The sequence below is a fragment of the Lysinibacillus sp. LZ02 genome (assembly GCF_050613145.1).
In the GTDB taxonomy this organism is placed as follows: domain Bacteria; phylum Bacillota; class Bacilli; order Bacillales_A; family Planococcaceae; genus Lysinibacillus_B.
In genome coordinates this window covers 3,540,966-3,556,922 of the sequence record NZ_CP192507.1, presented here as the reverse complement: position 1 = coordinate 3,556,922, position 15,957 = coordinate 3,540,966, and the positions used below count along the sequence as shown (strand labels likewise).

The following is a 15,957-nucleotide window of genomic DNA, read 5'->3' as shown; positions in this document are numbered from 1 at the left end:
GAATTTTTATGAAAGAACAAAAAAATGCTGCCTCTCATGCAGTAGTCACTTTCGTAAAATCATTTGTAGCACCAGAAGAAGCTGAAATCGATCGGACAACTGTAAAAGGTTTCTTTCAAGATTTAATGGTCGGCATTCATCGTGTTGATATGTCTGGAATGGGTGCGCAACTCGCCTACTTCTTTTTGTTATCATTTTTTCCGTTACTCATTTTTATGGTGACGCTGCTCCCATACTTAAATTTAAAGCAGGAGCACGTCTTTTTGTTTTTAGGCGATGTAATGCCAGAAGAGGTATATTCCCTTATCGAGGGAACATTAATGCAAGTACTAACACATCAAAATAGTGGTTTACTTTCTATCGGGATTATAGGCACGATTTGGTCCGCTTCTAAGGGGATTAATGCGTTAATGAAGGCGTTAAATCAAGCGTATGAGGTAGAGGCACAAGTAGGTGTTTTGCACCGAACTTGGTCACTTCTCTTTACATTCGCTTTTGTTTTTATTATTTTAATGGCGCTCGTATTTCCGGTTTTCGGTAAGCAAATCGGGAATTTATTATTTTCCTATATCGGTGTAGCGAATTCATTTGAATCGATTTGGAATACGTTTCGATGGTTAATACCACCGCTTATGATTTTTCTTATTATGATTATCATGTATTGGATTGTCCCGAATACAAGCCCACGTTTAAAGTGTGTTAGCGTACTACCAGGCGCTATTTTTGCTACAGCTGGTTGGCTTATTTTAACCTATGGATTTTCGTTTTATATTAATAATTTTGGTAATTATAGTGCGACATATGGTAGCATCGGTGGTGTAATCGTGTTAATGCTATGGCTCTATTTTACAGGGATGATTTTAATTCTTGGTGGATTAATCAATGTTGTAGTGAAGAAGAGGCAAATGAGTAAAACAAATAATACAAGCATCGATTCTCAAGAATGTTAAAAAGCGAGTAGGGGATAAGCCCCCTGCTCGCTTTTTACATATTTCGTAACATACGTAATCCGTTTAAAATAACTAAAATGGTACTGCCTTCATGTCCGATGACACCAAGCGGTAAGTTAATCGCTTGAAAGAAGTTAGAGATGATGAGCAAAATAATAACGGCGATTGAGAAAAACATATTTTGTTTTACAATGCGCTGCATTTTTCGGGACATACGCACTGCATAGGCAATTTTCGATAAATTATTTTTCATTAATACAACATCCGCTGTTTCGAGTGCTACATCGGTACCACCACCCATAGCAATACCAACAGAAGCTGTTGCTAAAGCGGGCGCATCGTTAATGCCATCACCCACCATACCAACATAGTTATATTGTTCATTGTATTGTTTGATATAGTCTACCTTTGTTTCAGGTAAGCATTCAGCTACAAAATCATTTACGCCAGCTTCATGTGCAATAACACTTGCAGTATGTTTATTGTCTCCAGTCAACATGACAACGCGGATACCAAGTTCTTGTAAAGCGCTGATAGCTGTCTTTGCTTCTTCTCGAACGGTATCTTTCAATGCGGCAGCAGCTAAAATGCCAGATTTATCTCGAATGAAAATAACTGTTTTCCCTTCAGATGCGAGACGATTTAATGCGCCGTCAGCAAACTGCTCTGCTTCGTCGCGCCCGATAAATTCCGGTTTACCAACTTTGTACTGTACGTCATCTACTGTTGCTTCAAGTCCGTGACCAGGTATATCTTGAATCGTTACGTTTCTACTACGCGTAATATGAAACGTATCTGCATAACGAGAAATAGCCTCAGCAAGTGGGTGAGTAGACTGATCCTCAATCGTTGCTAAAATGGCTAGCGCCTCTTCAGTTGTGATCTGATCTCGTACTAAAAAATCCGTCACAACGGGTTTTCCTTCTGTCAGTGTCCCTGTTTTATCGACTGCTAATGCTTTTAAATGGCCAAAGTGTTCAAGGTGAACGCCACCTTTAAATAAAATACCGTTTCGTGCGCCATTTGAAATGGCTGCTAACGTTGCAGGCATAACAGATGCCACAAGCGCACACGGAGAAGCAACTACAAGTAATACCATTGCACGATAAAACGTTGTTGACCAATCCCAGCCCACTACATAATGCGGTAAAAATAGCATCAGTCCTACTGTAACTAATACGCCTTTTACATAAATGCCTTCGAACCGCTCAATAAATTGTTGAGAAGGGGATTTCTCGCTTTGTGCTGACTGAACAAGCGTAATAATCTTTTGGAAGAGTGTTTCGTCATTTCGCTTTGTCATTTCAATCGTTAAAGCACCGTTTAAATTCACTGTCCCAGCAAATACTTGATTGCCCGTTTCTTTCGTGACAGGCATTGATTCTCCCGTAATGGCCGCTTCGTCGATTGTCGAATGACCTTTAAAGATGACCCCATCGACAGGAATCCGTTCGCCTGGTTTCACAAGGACATGGTCACCTAATTTTAATTCGCTTACCGGTACTTTTATCGGTTCAAATGCACCACGGACGAGCCAGGCTTCTTCTGGTTGTAATTCCATTAATGCTGAAATTTCGCGATGGCTTTTATTCATTGCGTATGTTTCAAGTGCACCACTCACAGCGAAGATAAAAATTAAAATAGCTCCTTCCACCCAATAACCGATAATGGCTGAACCGATCGCAGCTAAAATCATTAAAATTTCTACATTCAGTTGACGTGTTTTAACTGTTTCTGTGATTCCTTCCTTTGCTTTCGCGAAACCACCGATAGCATAGGCGGCAATATAAGAAATGATTGCTGCTGTTTCAAGTCCAATTGAATCCATGCGCCAAGCAAGCAATAAAATAAGACCTGCTGTAAGCGCGGCAATCAGTTCAATATGTTCTTTAGTTTTCTCAATTAATGATAAACTTTCTCGATTAGAATTCACCGTAAAAGACCTCCTGATAATGAAAATCAGTATCAAACCCTATATTTGAAGCTAATTGATAAAAATTTTCAATTGTTTTTATTAATTACTTTTTTATAATTATTATAAATAAAGGATACATCTTTTGGGAAAGGATTGCAATAAAAAACTCGTAACGAAAATTTTTCGTTACGAGTTTATTGTATTCAATGATTAGATTAGAAGACACGCTCTGCATGCATTGCTAATTTATCTAATGAAGATTTTTCTACATCAGCGTGTAATGAGTTCCCGTGTGAATCCATTGTTACAACTGCTGTAAAGCCTTCAACTGATAAGTGCCACATTGCTTCAGGAATACCAAATTCCATTAAGTCAACACCATCTACTGATTTGATGCAATCAGCGTAGTACTGAGCAGCACCACCAATCGCATTTAAGTAGACGCCACCATGCTCTTTAAGAGCAGCAAGTGTTTTTGGACCCATACCGCCTTTACCCATAACCGCACGGATACCGAATTTTTTCATAATATCGCCTTGGTATGGCTCCTCACGAATAGATGTTGTTGGACCAGCAGCCTTAACTGTCCAATTGCCCTCTTCGTCTTTTGCCATTACAGGACCACAGTGGTAAATAATTTGACCATTTAAATCAACAGGAGCTTCGACGCCTTCTCCGATTAAGTGGTGGTGGATTGCGTCACGACCAGTGTACATACGGCCCGTGATCTTCACTACATCACCAACTTGAAGTTCGCGAATTTGTTCTTCTGTGATTGGTGCAACAAGCTCTACTACTTTATTGTCCGTTGTAGCAGCTGTTTGTTCTTCGTCGCGGAAAGTGATTTTTTCACCTTCTTGGTAGTGCCAGTTGATGATTTCGCCTGTTTCTGGGTTGATGTCGATTGCCATACGACGGTATGCCCAACAGTTGTAAGCTACTGATACGAAGAATGATGCTGGTAAGCGGTCCATTACGCCAATTTTACAACCAAGTAATGTTGCTTCACCGCCGAAGCCCATTGTACCAACGCCAAATGTGTTTGATTTTTCAACGATGTATGTTTCTAATTTTGCTAAGTCTTCGATTGGGTTTACATCATCTACATGACGGAATAATTGCTCTTTTGCAAGATCGTAACCAGCAGAGCGGTCACCACCGATACCAACACCGATGAAGCCAGCTGAACAGCCTTGCCCTTGAGCTTGCCATACTGAGTGTAGGATACATTTACGGATACCGTCTAAGTCACGACCAGCGCGGCCAAGACCTTCTAATTCACATGGAAGTGAGTATTGGATGTTTTTATTTTCACAGCCGCCACCTTTAAGGATCAGCTTTACTGTAATGTAATCGTTTTCCCATTGCTCAAATTTAACAACTGGAAGACCAGCGCCGATATTGTTACCAGAGTTTTTACCAGTTAAAGAATCTACTGAGTTTGGACGTAATTTTGCATCACCTGTTGCATTAGCGATTGCGTTTTGGATTGCTTTTTTAATCTCGATTTGGTTGACACCTACAGGAGTGTATACCTTAAATGTTGGCAAACCTGTATCTTGACAGATTGGAGAAACGTTATCTTCAGCCATTACGATGTTTGTCGTAATTGTGTCTAAAGACATTGCTGCACGTGTACCAGCGTTTTCTGCTTCTTTTGCCGCTTTAATCGCGCGACGAACGTCTTTTGGTAAGTTAGTAGACGTTTCAGTCACTAAATTATATAGGCTTTTTTCTAAAGTTTGTAAGTATGTCATTCTATTTTTCCCCCCAGAAAAATAATATTATTTCAAACCATTAATCATTATAACTGTTTAAATGAATAAAAAAAAGAGCACACGTACAACAACCAACATTAGCTAATGAAAAATTCTGTCTATTATATGTTCTATTATCTAGGTTTTAAAAATAAAAAAGAGAACAAACGTTTGATTTTAGTGTTTGTTTATATTAAAATAAAGGAAACGGTAGAACAAAGGAGGAAAAAAAGTGAAATTTCCAGCCGCGTTAGCATCTTATCGTACAAAAATTGAACAAACGTTAGATACAGTTGTAAGGATTACTCTATCCGCTGAAGAAACGAATCGATTTAGTAGTAAAGTGGGCGGGTATCCATATTTTTTAGCGGAGGATGCTTATCCACTAGGAGAAGATGGGCAACCGCTTCGCCTGCTTACACAAATTAACTTTGCGGAAATCCCTCAAGTATTACATGATTTTCCGCAGCAAGGCATTTTACAATTTTATATTCATCCATTAGATGATGTGATGGGGTTAGATTTTGATAACGGAAAAAGTCAAAAAAATTTCCGTGTACTGTATCATGAGAAAATTGTAGATGACGAAAGTAAACTACTAACAGATTTTGCGTTTTTAGAAACGGATGAAGAACAATATGGACCATTAGATTTTGATTGTTCTTATGGCATGACATTTCATGTAGCGGAAGAGCCGATGACGTTAAGTGATTTTCGATTTGATCAAGTGATCGGTATTGAAGATGATTCATACGAGTTACACGATTTGTATTTTGAAGAGCTTGAAACGCAGGGACATAAAATTGGTGGATATCCGTATTTTACACAAGCAGACCCACGAGAGTATGGAGATTATCAAGAACAGCTCATTTTACTATTCCAACTAGATACGGATGATGATTTCGATATTATGTGGGGAGATGTAGGCGTTGGCAATTTCTTTATTTCTAAAGAAGATTTAATCCATAAACGTTTTGACCGTGTACTATACAATTGGGACTGTCATTAAAAAAAGAGGCGACATTATACGTATAATGTTGCCTCACCATTTATTTCTCGTCGCGCGATTGGAATTGCTCCATTTTTTCTTCTAAATCATCCATCATTTTGATTAAGCGGTCGATATCTTTTAGGTCTGTTGTTTCTGGGTCAATTGCATCTAATACTTCTAAAAAAATTTCTAAACGTTCTTTTAAATAAGTTACTTGTTGTTCTTTGTTTGTAATTGGATTTGACATAAGATGTACCACCTTTCAACTGTTAAGGCTATCGTAGCGAATTTTTATGTAAATTTCAATGTTTGTATCGCACGGAGATAAGTTTAGTAATTTCATAACTTATTGTTAAATTTAGAATATTTACAAAATTGAAGTATTGTGATAGATTATAGATATCAAATACAAGGGGGGCGAAAATACGAAACAATGAACACTCAATCCCACACGAAAAGGAGGGAGTATGAAGGATTTTTCGGCTGAGCTTGCCGATTAAGCTTTTTAATCATTATGGTCTATAGGAATAGTTGAAACCCTAGTAAACTTTTAAACATAAAGTTTGCTAGGGTTTTTTAGTATGGGAAAAATTTTAGCTGACACACCTATTTACATCCTATGATAAGATAGGACGGATATCGAAGTAAGTGGAGGCAAGTATGAACAGTATCTCAAATTATGAACAACGAAAGTTTTGGATTTTAGTCATTATCGTATCAATTTCAGGTTTTTCACAAGGAATGTTACTTCCGCTTATTTCCGTTATTTTTGAAACAGATGGCGTATCATCTTTTCTAAATGGATTAAATGCAACGGGTTTATATATAGGGACTTTATTGATCTCTCCTTTTATAGAACAGCCATTAAGAAAGTATGGGTATAAACCAATTATTTTAATCGGCGGTGCGTTTGTGTTTATATCGCTCTTCCTATTCCCGTTTTGGAAATCAGCAGTGTTTTGGTTTTTGTTGCGCATGTTAATTGGTATTGGAGATCATGCGTTACACTTTGCGACACAAACATGGGTGATATCGGATGCTAACAATGGCGATATAGGAAAGAAAATGTCTATTTACGGCTTATCCTTTGGGATTGGCTTTGCGGTAGGACCGTTATTTGTCAATCTTGTCGCAGTATCAGAAGCATTACCATTCATCATTTCGAGCGTGCTTTGTCTGTTAGCTTGGTCCCTTGTATTCTTTGTAAAAAATGAGCATCCAGCAGCATTAAAAGGAGATGCGACAAGTACAGGATGGCAACGGTATAAATTAGTGTTTACATTTAGTTGGATTGCTTTCTTACCACCGTTTGTCTATGGCTTTTTAGAGTCTTCTATTAACTCGTTATTTCCTGTTTATGCATTGCGACTAGATTTTGATGTAGCAACCGTATCGTTAATATTAACGGCTTTTTCGATAGGGGCAATCGTGACGCAGCTTCCACTTGGCATATTAGGCGATAAAATTGGGAGAAGTAACGTGATTGTAGGAGGGCTTTTCAGCGGTACTATTTTATTTTTCTTCTGTAGTTACTTTGAACATTCGGCCTGGATGATGATTACTATTTTTGCCCTTGCAGGTATGAGTGTAGGCTCTTTATTTTCATTAGGGATTACGTATATGGCCGATTTAACGCCGAAAGAATTACTTCCGACAGGCAACCTCCTTTGTGGGATTTTCTTTAGTTTGGGCAGTCTAAGCGGACCAACATTAGGGGGACTTTATTTACAACTTGCAGAAGGTATGAGTTTTTTGTTATTAATTGCAAGTATTTTATGTATCGGCTTATGTGCAAATGTGTATTATCGATTTAAAAATATAAAGAGGTCATCAAGTTAACTTTGAATGGCACTAAATTGTTGAAATTATATTTACTGTATCTTATAGATTATCTCTAGTTTTCTTATACTAATAAAAATAGTGTTATATTAGTAAAGTTTAGTGATATAGTTCTAATACCCTATTAGGGATAAGGAGTTAATGACTATTTATACTCTCGTTATGCCAAAAACACCTTTTTTACAGTATATTAGAAAAACTTTTGAAATCATTATAAGAATCGTTATAGAATGGTATTTGTTATAATATAAAAAATAATCTAAAAAGGAAGGAAAGTTTTTTACATGTTAGCTTTACTCAATTTTAGATCACTTAAAACGCGTATTTTAAGTGTATTTATTATTTTACTAGTATTTCTTGCTATATTTTCAACTTACAATTTTTTCTCCAATACGCAAATGGAAAACAAAGCGGAATCACTCGTAGAGGAAGATATTGTTATCTTAAATGCAAGTCAAAATTTAGCCACTTCAGTAAGTGTTCGATTATCCGCAGCGTTAAGCTATGTAATCACAGGGGATGAGACATACATAGATGTGTTTAATAAATACCGTAAACTGGCAGAAGACAATAACGCCATCATTGAAAAATTTGTGAATACGGAAGAACGCAATAAATTAGTTGAAACGGCACGTACATGGAGTAATGGGGTAGAAAATGATGTATTTGCTGTGTATCAAAGTGGCGATACAGAACAAGCACTTGAAAACTTGACGGCGATTAACAGCCTTGTCACGGAAGTTCGAACTGGTTATGAGAAGATGGCGAGTGAACGAGCGCAAAGTATTGAAACAGTTGGAAGCGATGTAGTACATACAAGTTCAAATAATAAAATAATAGGGCTAGTGGTTAGTTTAGCAATTACAGTGATTGGTATTGTATTAGCAATGTTAACAGCGAATCAAATTTCAAGACCGATCCAAGCGGTAGCAGATCGTATGCAACAGCTAGCAGATGGTCATTTAGGTAATGAACCGTTACATGTAGGGCAACGTCGAGATGAAGTGGGCACATTAATGACGGCAGCAAATGGCATGAATGATAAGTTAAAATCCACAATTCAATCGATTTCTGAAGTTTCTGTAACTGTTGCTTCCAGTAGTGAAGAGTTAGCGCAATCTTCAAATGAAGTAAAAACAGGAGCAGAGCAAGTCGTCTATACTATGCAGGAGCTTGCAGCGGGTACAGAAACACAAGCGTCAACTGCTGGAGACTTAGCGGAAGCGATGCGTACATTTTCACATCGTATTCAAGAGACAACGCAAGAAGGTATTGAATTAAAAAATCATTCCAATGAGGTTCAAAAATTAACGGAATCTGGTAAAGGATTGATGATGAGCTCAACCGAGCAAATGACTACAATTAATGAGATTGTATTAGAGTCAGTTCGCAAAGTAGAGGACCTAAATGAGCAATCAGCAGAAATTTCAAAACTTGTATCTGTTATTGACGATATTTCAAATCAAACCAACTTACTTGCATTAAACGCCGCTATTGAAGCAGCACGTGCAGGAGAGCATGGGAAAGGGTTCGCGGTTGTAGCAGATGAAGTACGTAAGCTGGCAGAGCAAGTCCAGTTCTCAGTAGCGGATATTTCAGCGATTGTGAGCCGTATTCAACAAGAAACAGGCAATGTCACGCGTTCACTGCAAGATGGCTATAATGAAGTGAAAAAAGGAACGGAACAAATCACTGAAACAAATGAAACATTTAATTATATTTCTGGAGCTGTAGGAGACATGAGTAAGAGTATCGATACGATCGCAGCTAACTTAAATGATGTATTAGCAAGTACAGAAGAAATTGGTACATCCATTGACGAGATTGCATCGATTTCTGAGGAATCGGCTGCTGGTGTAGAACAGACGACAGCAACGACAGAGGAAACGGTAAGCACGATGGAAGAAGTCGTAAGAAGTGCCGATCAATTAGCAGCATTAGCCGAACAATTGAATGCAGAAGTACAGCAATTTAAGTTGTAATAATCAATCCACCTCCGCAAGTGAGGTGGATTTTTGTAATGGAACTTACTTTATATTTCATATACTTTTTCTTTAGTGGCTTCTTCCATTAATCTTGTCATTTTATCTAATTTCATATTGAGTGATTGGTTTTGTTTGTGTAATTTCATTCATTCTGTTTGCACACTATCTAGCTCATTTACAATCGAATTGTTTTCTGTTTCAAGCTCTGTAGATAGTTTTTGCGCATTATTGACAAGTTCTCCAAAGAAGATGTTTGCCACAATAAATGCACTGGAAATAATGAAGCTTGCAAAATAAATCCACGCCCAGCTATGTGTTTCGAAAATTGGACGGAATATGGCACTTGCCCATGATTCAAGTGTGAATACTTGGAATAATGTTAACAGTGAGAGCTGTAAATTTCCAAAATACTCAGGAGATGTGTTACCAAAAAACAGGGTACCGATAATGCTATAAATATAAAACATAATCATCATCAAAAATAAAGTACTCCCCATAATTGGGAGGGACATAAATAAGGCATTGACGATTCTACGTAATGAAGGGAAGGTCGATAATGTTCGTAGTATACGTAGCACACGTAAAATACGTAGGACACTAATAAAGCTTGAGCCGATAAAAAGAAGACTGAGTGCTACAATCGTAAAATCAAATACATTCCAACCATTTACAAAGAACTTTCCTTTATAAACGATTATTTTTAATATAATCTCGATTGTAAAAATACTAAGTAAAGCAATATCAAACATGTTGAAAAAATTTTGATTATCATTATAAATTGTTGGATACGTTTCTAGACCAATCAAAATGGCATTAATAATAATGAATGCCATAATAGCCTTTGAAAAGAGTGGGTGTTCAACAAAAGCTTTTAAATTTATAAAAAATCGACCTTTCTGTTTTTACTGTATATAAAACTAATGTAAACATACCAATATTAAAATTAGGTAAAACTCTTAAAAAAAATTTTTGGTCAAGAAAAAAAGCGTAAACGATTCCTTAATAAAGTAATCGATTACACCGGTTAGAAAAAGGTTTATTTTCGCTTATAGAAAAGGCCGAGTGTGTTGGGACCAGCATGTACAGATAGTGCAGTACCAGCATAGGCTTCGATGACTTCATGGAACTGTGCATATTGAATAACCCAAGCTTTCACTTGTTCAACAATTTCCGGTGGACACATCGAATGTGTAATAAACAAACGACTATAATCGATATCTTTATTGTTTTGTAATCGGTCTTTTATATATTTTTCTAAGCATTTTAAAAGGGTGCCGCGATATTTTTTACCTACTATCATTTCGCCATTCCTTACTTCAATCATAGGTTTAATTTTTAATAATGTTGAGGCAAATAGTTCAATATTCGTACAACGGCCACCTTTTTTTAAATAATCTAAACGATCCATGACAAAACTTGTATTAAGTTTTGGGACAAGTGCTTCAATTTTCTCCACAATTTCCTCGGCGGAATAGCCTTGTTTTGCTAATAAGGCCGCTTCATATACAAGATGTCCACTACCAGTTGAAAAATTTTGTGAATCGATAATATACACATTATCGAAACGTTGTGCTGCCATTTTTGCATTTTCATAACAGGAAGAAAAATGAGCACCTACATTAATATGAATCACTGCCTCATATGCTTTTGCAAATGGAGCAAAAAATTCCTCGTATTCATAAATATTAATAGCCGCTGTTGTACATTTTTTATTTTCTACTTCGACATACTTAAATAGATCTTGTTGTGTGATATTGATACCATCACGGAAGTTTACGTTATCTACTAAAACATGTAGTGGGGTGACTGTAATGTTTAATGCATTCAAAATTTTTGGAGGAAGGTCGCAAGTGCTATCTGCTGTAATTTTAATCAATACCCTTACACCTCCGTAATAAGATAGAGAAAACGGAGTTCATCTAATATGTGTGTGTTTATAAAGCATATGCATGAAAAGGGGAAAGGTATACAAATGCAATTTTTAAGAAAAGTCCCGATAAGAGTAAAAGTGTAATAAAAAAGGAATATGTGCTACTAATAAAATATGTAAAAAAAATACATGTGCTCATGGGAAATAAAAATTCGGTTATCCTAACGAAAATGGAAAAGGAGGTTTGGTCTTTTGGGGCGATATCTTGTTCCCATTTTTGCATTAGTTATGTTGGGGAACGCTGTTTTTTCAACTAGTGCATCAGCAAATGAAGAGCCATCTAAGGAAGAAACTTTGCAGCAACGCCTCGCGTATTACGTACATTTCGGAGAATTACTTGTTCCTTGGTACTTTTTAGCTGCTGTTGACCAATACGAACGAAATATACAATCGGTTCGTTCTGATATTCCAAAGCGTGAGAGCACCATTGCTATCCAGTTTTCAGAGGAATACTGGTCTGGTCCATTAAATCCATCAAGTGACGATACATCTCCAGTGACTATCAGTTATTTTGGTGGGATGGGACTTGATGGAAATAGTGATGGTGTAGCAAGTCGCAATGATGATGAAGATATACTCTTTACGATGGCAAGCTATTTAGGACAATTCGGGTTAGGGGAAGAAAACTTTAAATTAGCACTATGGGAATATTACCAAAGCGAAAAAGTTGTTAATCAAATTGTCACGATGGCACAGCTCTATAAACATTATGATACGATTGACTTAGATACGCATGTCTTTCCAATTCCTGTTCGACATCAGTACAGTTATAAAGGAACTTGGGGAGCTAATCGAGGCTGGGGTGGAAGAAGGATTCATGAAGGGACCGATATTTTTGCTAGCTACGGGACACCTGTTGTATCAACCTCTTATGGTATTGTGGAAATAATGGGGTGGAATGACTTCGGTGGATGGCGTATCGGTGTACGGGACAACCATAATTCGTATCATTATTATGCCCATCTTGCCTATTATAACGAAGGCATTAAAGTAGGGGATGTCGTTGAGCCAGGTACAATCCTTGGTTATGTTGGGAGTTCTGGCTATGGGAAAGAGGGCACATCAGGTAAATTCCCACCGCACTTACATTACGGCATTTATAAATTTAATGGGCGAACAGAATGGGCATTTGACCCATACCCATCCCTCAAACAATGGGAACGACAATCTAAAGAAGCAGCAAAATAATATAGACGTAAAAACCAGCACGATTAGTGCTGGTTTTTGTTTAATGTGTTTTATAAGCGAAGTTGAATATGTTTACGATGATGCACTCGCGATTTTATTTTTTTGTTTCATGCGAGCCCAAATAACAACGGGCACTAAAAGTAAGGCTAAGTAAGTACCAATAAATCCTAAATAAGCATAACTCGAATAGGCGACTACGACACCAGATAATAGACTACCGGCTGATCCTCCTAGCGCTACCCATACATCGACAGAGCCTTGTGTTTTGGCACGGTTGTGAATGGTCGTTGAGTCAATAATAATGGCTGTCCCACTAATTAATCCAAAATTCCAACCTAATCCTAATAACATGAGTGCGATGGTTAGCCAAAGTAGTGAATCGCCTGGTGCGAAGGCTGCTAATAAGCCTGCTAATGCTAATGTAATGCCGGAAGCAATGACGACAAATGTACGTCCCACTTTATCAACAAGTAATCCCGTACCTAGTGACGGTAAATACATTGCAGCAACATGTAGCCCAATGACCATTCCAATCGCGCTTAAGCTACTACCATGCCCTTGCATATGAATCGGTGTCATCGTCATAATGGCAACCATAATAACATGTGAAAGTACTAATACAAGCGCTCCAACGAAAATACCAATACGATTCACTTTATGTTGTACGATATTGACTGTCTTCGTTATTTTCATCTGTTGCTGTTCTTGTTGTTCTGCGATTGCTTTCGCCACAAGTAATGGGTCTGGACGCAAATAAATGAACAGTGTCAGACCAGCTAAAATATAAGCAACTGCCGCTAACATGAACGGTCCGGTTAAAGCGGGCATACCGAAAGCTGTTGCTACTTTCCCCATAGGTGTCACTAAATTCGGACCTGCAACTGCACCAAATGTTGTAGCAACCATGGCGATACTTGTCGCTGTGGCGCGTTGTTTTTCATTGGCCAAATCCGTTCCTGCATAGCGTGCCTGCAAGTTTGTCGAAGTACCTGCCCCGTAAATAAATAACGCAATAAATAGTAATGCTACACTATTGATATTGGCCGCAAATATGACACCGATTGCCCCAATTCCTCCAGCGATGAAGCCAAAAGAGAGTCCATATCGACGTCCCAACCGTTGTGAAAGTCGACCTACGATAAATGCGGCTAGTGCAGAACCGAGTGTAAACAATGCAGAAGGTAGTCCAGCAAAGCTTTCCGTTCCTAGCATATCTTTGGCAAGTAAAGCACCTACTGTAATCCCAGCTGCAAGTCCTGCCCCCCCAAAGATTTGAGACATTAAAACAATAATTAATGTCCGTTTATAAAGTTTCTGCTGTGCAGCAGTTGAACTGATATATTGATCGAACACAGCGGAATTCTTTTGATTCATGAAATCGACTCCCTTCTACACCTTATACCTAACAAGGTATAAAACTGCTACACTCGATGGTGATCTGCTCGCCACATTTGGATAGCTTGTTTAATATCCGTTGGTGATAGGTTTTCTGCTAACGCTCTTTCTACTAGTTTTACATATTCTTCATCGGATGCAAAGCGTAATGCAATTAGTTGTTGTGTTGTAATGCGGTCGTCTATACGTTTATTTGTTAGCATATAGTAGCGCAATTGTTCTTCTGTGCGAATTAAGCGATCCTGTAGTGTTAACGCATAAATACGCGCAAGCATACCTGGAATAATGGCTAATATTACGACACCTAATAAAATGAGCAATGTTACTGAAAATGTTTTATTCATAACATTATAAACTATGTATATGATAATAGACAAAAGCATAACAAAGCTTAATGGTAGCCAAACAAAATGCTGTAATGGATGAAATCTCGTATGATTCGTTGCGGATTGCTGTTTCATTTCTTCACCTCCTTATATACCTATATGGGTATTATATAGATTTAGAGATGAAGAAGCGATTAATTTGTTTGTACTTGCATGGTTTATGGGTACTTATAAGCATAAAAACAGTACAAAGAGGCAAGGGGATTGCCTCTTTGTAAACAACTGAATTTAAATTAAAAATACAGCGACGATGGTTGTAACAATTAATCCAATGACAACGGGAATAAGGTTTCTACGGGCAAGCTCGAATGGACTGACGTTACAAATTGCCGCGGCTGGGATGAGTGCCCACGGGATAAGTGTTCCGCCACCAACCCAAATAGCCGCAATTTGACCAAGTGCTGTTAATGTAGCGGTCCCTTCTCCGATCGCAGTACCGAATAAATTACCGATGGACCCAACGAGTGAGATGCCTGAAAAACCAGAGCCATCTAACCCTGTGATAGCACCTACACCTGTTAGCGTGATAACGGCGATTTCTTTAGTAAGTGGTACGATTGCAGCTAAAGCCACACCGAGGTCATTCACAATGCCGTGAGATGTTTTTGGTAAATAGTCTCCGATAATGGTCGTAAAGCCCGAGTCACCAAGATAGAAGAAAGCAGCAATCGGAATAACAGGACCAAACACCTTAAAGCCAAATTGAAAACCTTTAACAAAATAATTGGTTGTTTCTTCAAGCCCTTTCTTCTTATGAGCAATAATACAGAGTAGAAGTAAAATGAATACGGACGTACCACCTATTAAAGCAGTTGCATCCCCGCCTTGCAAGTTGAATACAGCCATCGCGACTACATCTAAAATAAACGCTATAGGAATTAAAGTCGCAAAGAATCGTTTTTGTGTCATCGTGAGTAAATCTTCTGTTTTTTCTTGCTCGACTTCACCTTCATACGTTCCGACTAATTGTAGTTTTCCACGTTTCATATCGCGTCTTAATAAGAAGTAGGCAACAAGCGTTGTGACAACGCCCATTGTAATAACAAGCGGTATACTCGCAGAAACAACATCAGCTACTGGAATCCCCGCTGCATCTGCTGTCAGCTTTGGTGCCCCTTGGATGACGAAATCGCTCGACAATGCAATTCCGTGACCAAACAAGTTCATTGCTACAGCAACACCAAGTGCCGGAAGTCCAGCTCGTATGGCAACGGGGAGTAGCACAGCCCCTAAAAGTGCGACAGCTGGTGATGGCCAGAAGAACCAAGAAATAATCATCATTAAAATCCCAATCGTCCAATAAGCCAGTGTCGGGTTTTTAATGATTTTTGTAAATGGCGCGACCATCACTTCATTAATACCTGTTTTCGCAAGTACACGACTCATCGCTACAATAATGGAAATGATGAGAATGGTTGATAATAGTTCGGTAATGGCATAAATGAAGCTATTAAACACCCCGCTGATGGAAGCCGTCAAATCACCCGTTGCGACAATCGCAATAATGAAAATCCCTAAAATACAAATCAGCGTTGCATCGAGTCGTTTCACCATAAATCCTATGATGAGGACGATGAATACAATATATATCCAATGGAGAGCCACTAACTCAATCCCCATA

At 38.1% G+C, this 15,957-nt stretch carries 13 protein-coding genes; 5 read left to right on the top strand and 8 right to left on the bottom strand.

Annotation, left to right across the window (positions count from 1 at the left end; all coding sequences use genetic code 11):
- Positions 1-8 precede the first annotated feature (8 nt).
- Complete coding sequence (locus ACQQ2I_RS17265; RefSeq protein WP_431027991.1) at positions 9-950, top strand: YihY/virulence factor BrkB family protein; 942 nt, start codon at positions 9-11, stop codon at positions 948-950.
- A 34-nt stretch (positions 951-984) separates the two neighbouring features.
- Here the strand turns inward: ACQQ2I_RS17265 and ACQQ2I_RS17260 are convergent, their stop codons facing one another.
- The gene (locus ACQQ2I_RS17260) at positions 985-2,883 is read right to left on the bottom strand and encodes a heavy metal translocating P-type ATPase (RefSeq protein WP_431027990.1); all 1,899 of its coding nucleotides are present in this window, start codon (positions 2,881-2,883) and stop codon (positions 985-987) included.
- Between the two features lie 197 nt (positions 2,884-3,080).
- Positions 3,081-4,622 (bottom strand): fumarate hydratase, encoded by a 1,542-nt coding sequence (locus ACQQ2I_RS17255; protein WP_431027989.1) that lies wholly within the window; start codon positions 4,620-4,622, stop codon positions 3,081-3,083.
- A 232-nt stretch (positions 4,623-4,854) separates the two neighbouring features.
- Here ACQQ2I_RS17255 and ACQQ2I_RS17250 point away from each other — a divergent pair, with 232 nt between their 5' ends.
- Positions 4,855-5,631: a YwqG family protein gene (locus ACQQ2I_RS17250; protein ID WP_431027988.1), complete on the top strand. Its 777-nt coding sequence runs from the start codon at positions 4,855-4,857 to the stop codon at positions 5,629-5,631.
- Between the two features lie 40 nt (positions 5,632-5,671).
- On the opposite strand, the gene ACQQ2I_RS17245 is transcribed toward ACQQ2I_RS17250, so the two are convergent.
- A complete protein-coding gene (locus ACQQ2I_RS17245) occupies positions 5,672-5,860 on the bottom strand; it encodes an SE1561 family protein (protein ID WP_431027987.1) in 189 nt (62 codons plus the stop codon).
- Positions 5,861-6,273: 413 nt separating this feature from the next.
- Between ACQQ2I_RS17245 and ACQQ2I_RS17240 the strand changes: the two genes are divergently transcribed.
- Positions 6,274-7,452: an MFS transporter gene (locus ACQQ2I_RS17240; protein WP_431027986.1), complete on the top strand. Its 1,179-nt coding sequence runs from the start codon at positions 6,274-6,276 to the stop codon at positions 7,450-7,452.
- A 284-nt stretch (positions 7,453-7,736) separates the two neighbouring features.
- Complete coding sequence (locus ACQQ2I_RS17235; RefSeq protein ID WP_431027985.1) at positions 7,737-9,434, top strand: methyl-accepting chemotaxis protein; 1,698 nt, start codon at positions 7,737-7,739, stop codon at positions 9,432-9,434.
- A 149-nt stretch (positions 9,435-9,583) separates the two neighbouring features.
- Here the strand turns inward: ACQQ2I_RS17235 and ACQQ2I_RS17230 are convergent, their stop codons facing one another.
- Positions 9,584-10,318, bottom strand: a complete 735-nt coding sequence (locus ACQQ2I_RS17230) for an ion transporter (protein ID WP_431030544.1) — start codon at positions 10,316-10,318, stop codon at positions 9,584-9,586.
- 155 nt (positions 10,319-10,473) lie between these two features.
- Positions 10,474-11,313, bottom strand: coding sequence for a DegV family protein (locus ACQQ2I_RS17225; RefSeq protein ID WP_431027984.1), 840 nt, complete (start codon positions 11,311-11,313; stop codon positions 10,474-10,476).
- 282 nt (positions 11,314-11,595) lie between these two features.
- Here ACQQ2I_RS17225 and ACQQ2I_RS17220 point away from each other — a divergent pair, with 282 nt between their 5' ends.
- Positions 11,596-12,555 carry a M23 family metallopeptidase gene (locus ACQQ2I_RS17220; RefSeq protein WP_431030543.1) on the top strand — a complete coding sequence of 320 codons (960 nt, stop codon included), beginning with the start codon at positions 11,596-11,598 and terminating at the stop codon, positions 12,553-12,555.
- Positions 12,556-12,627: 72 nt separating this feature from the next.
- Here the strand turns inward: ACQQ2I_RS17220 and ACQQ2I_RS17215 are convergent, their stop codons facing one another.
- The 3 genes from ACQQ2I_RS17215 to ACQQ2I_RS17205 all read right to left on the bottom strand — a co-directional run bounded on the left by ACQQ2I_RS17215 (position 12,628) and on the right by ACQQ2I_RS17205 (position 15,956).
- The gene (locus tag ACQQ2I_RS17215) at positions 12,628-13,929 is read right to left on the bottom strand and encodes an MFS transporter (protein ID WP_431027983.1); all 1,302 of its coding nucleotides are present in this window, start codon (positions 13,927-13,929) and stop codon (positions 12,628-12,630) included.
- 47 nt (positions 13,930-13,976) lie between these two features.
- Positions 13,977-14,411, bottom strand: coding sequence for a DUF6526 family protein (locus ACQQ2I_RS17210; RefSeq protein ID WP_431027982.1), 435 nt, complete (start codon positions 14,409-14,411; stop codon positions 13,977-13,979).
- 153 nt (positions 14,412-14,564) lie between these two features.
- Positions 14,565-15,956, bottom strand: a complete 1,392-nt coding sequence (locus tag ACQQ2I_RS17205) for a hypothetical protein (RefSeq protein ID WP_431027981.1) — start codon at positions 15,954-15,956, stop codon at positions 14,565-14,567.
- Between the last annotated feature and the right edge of the window lies 1 nt (position 15,957).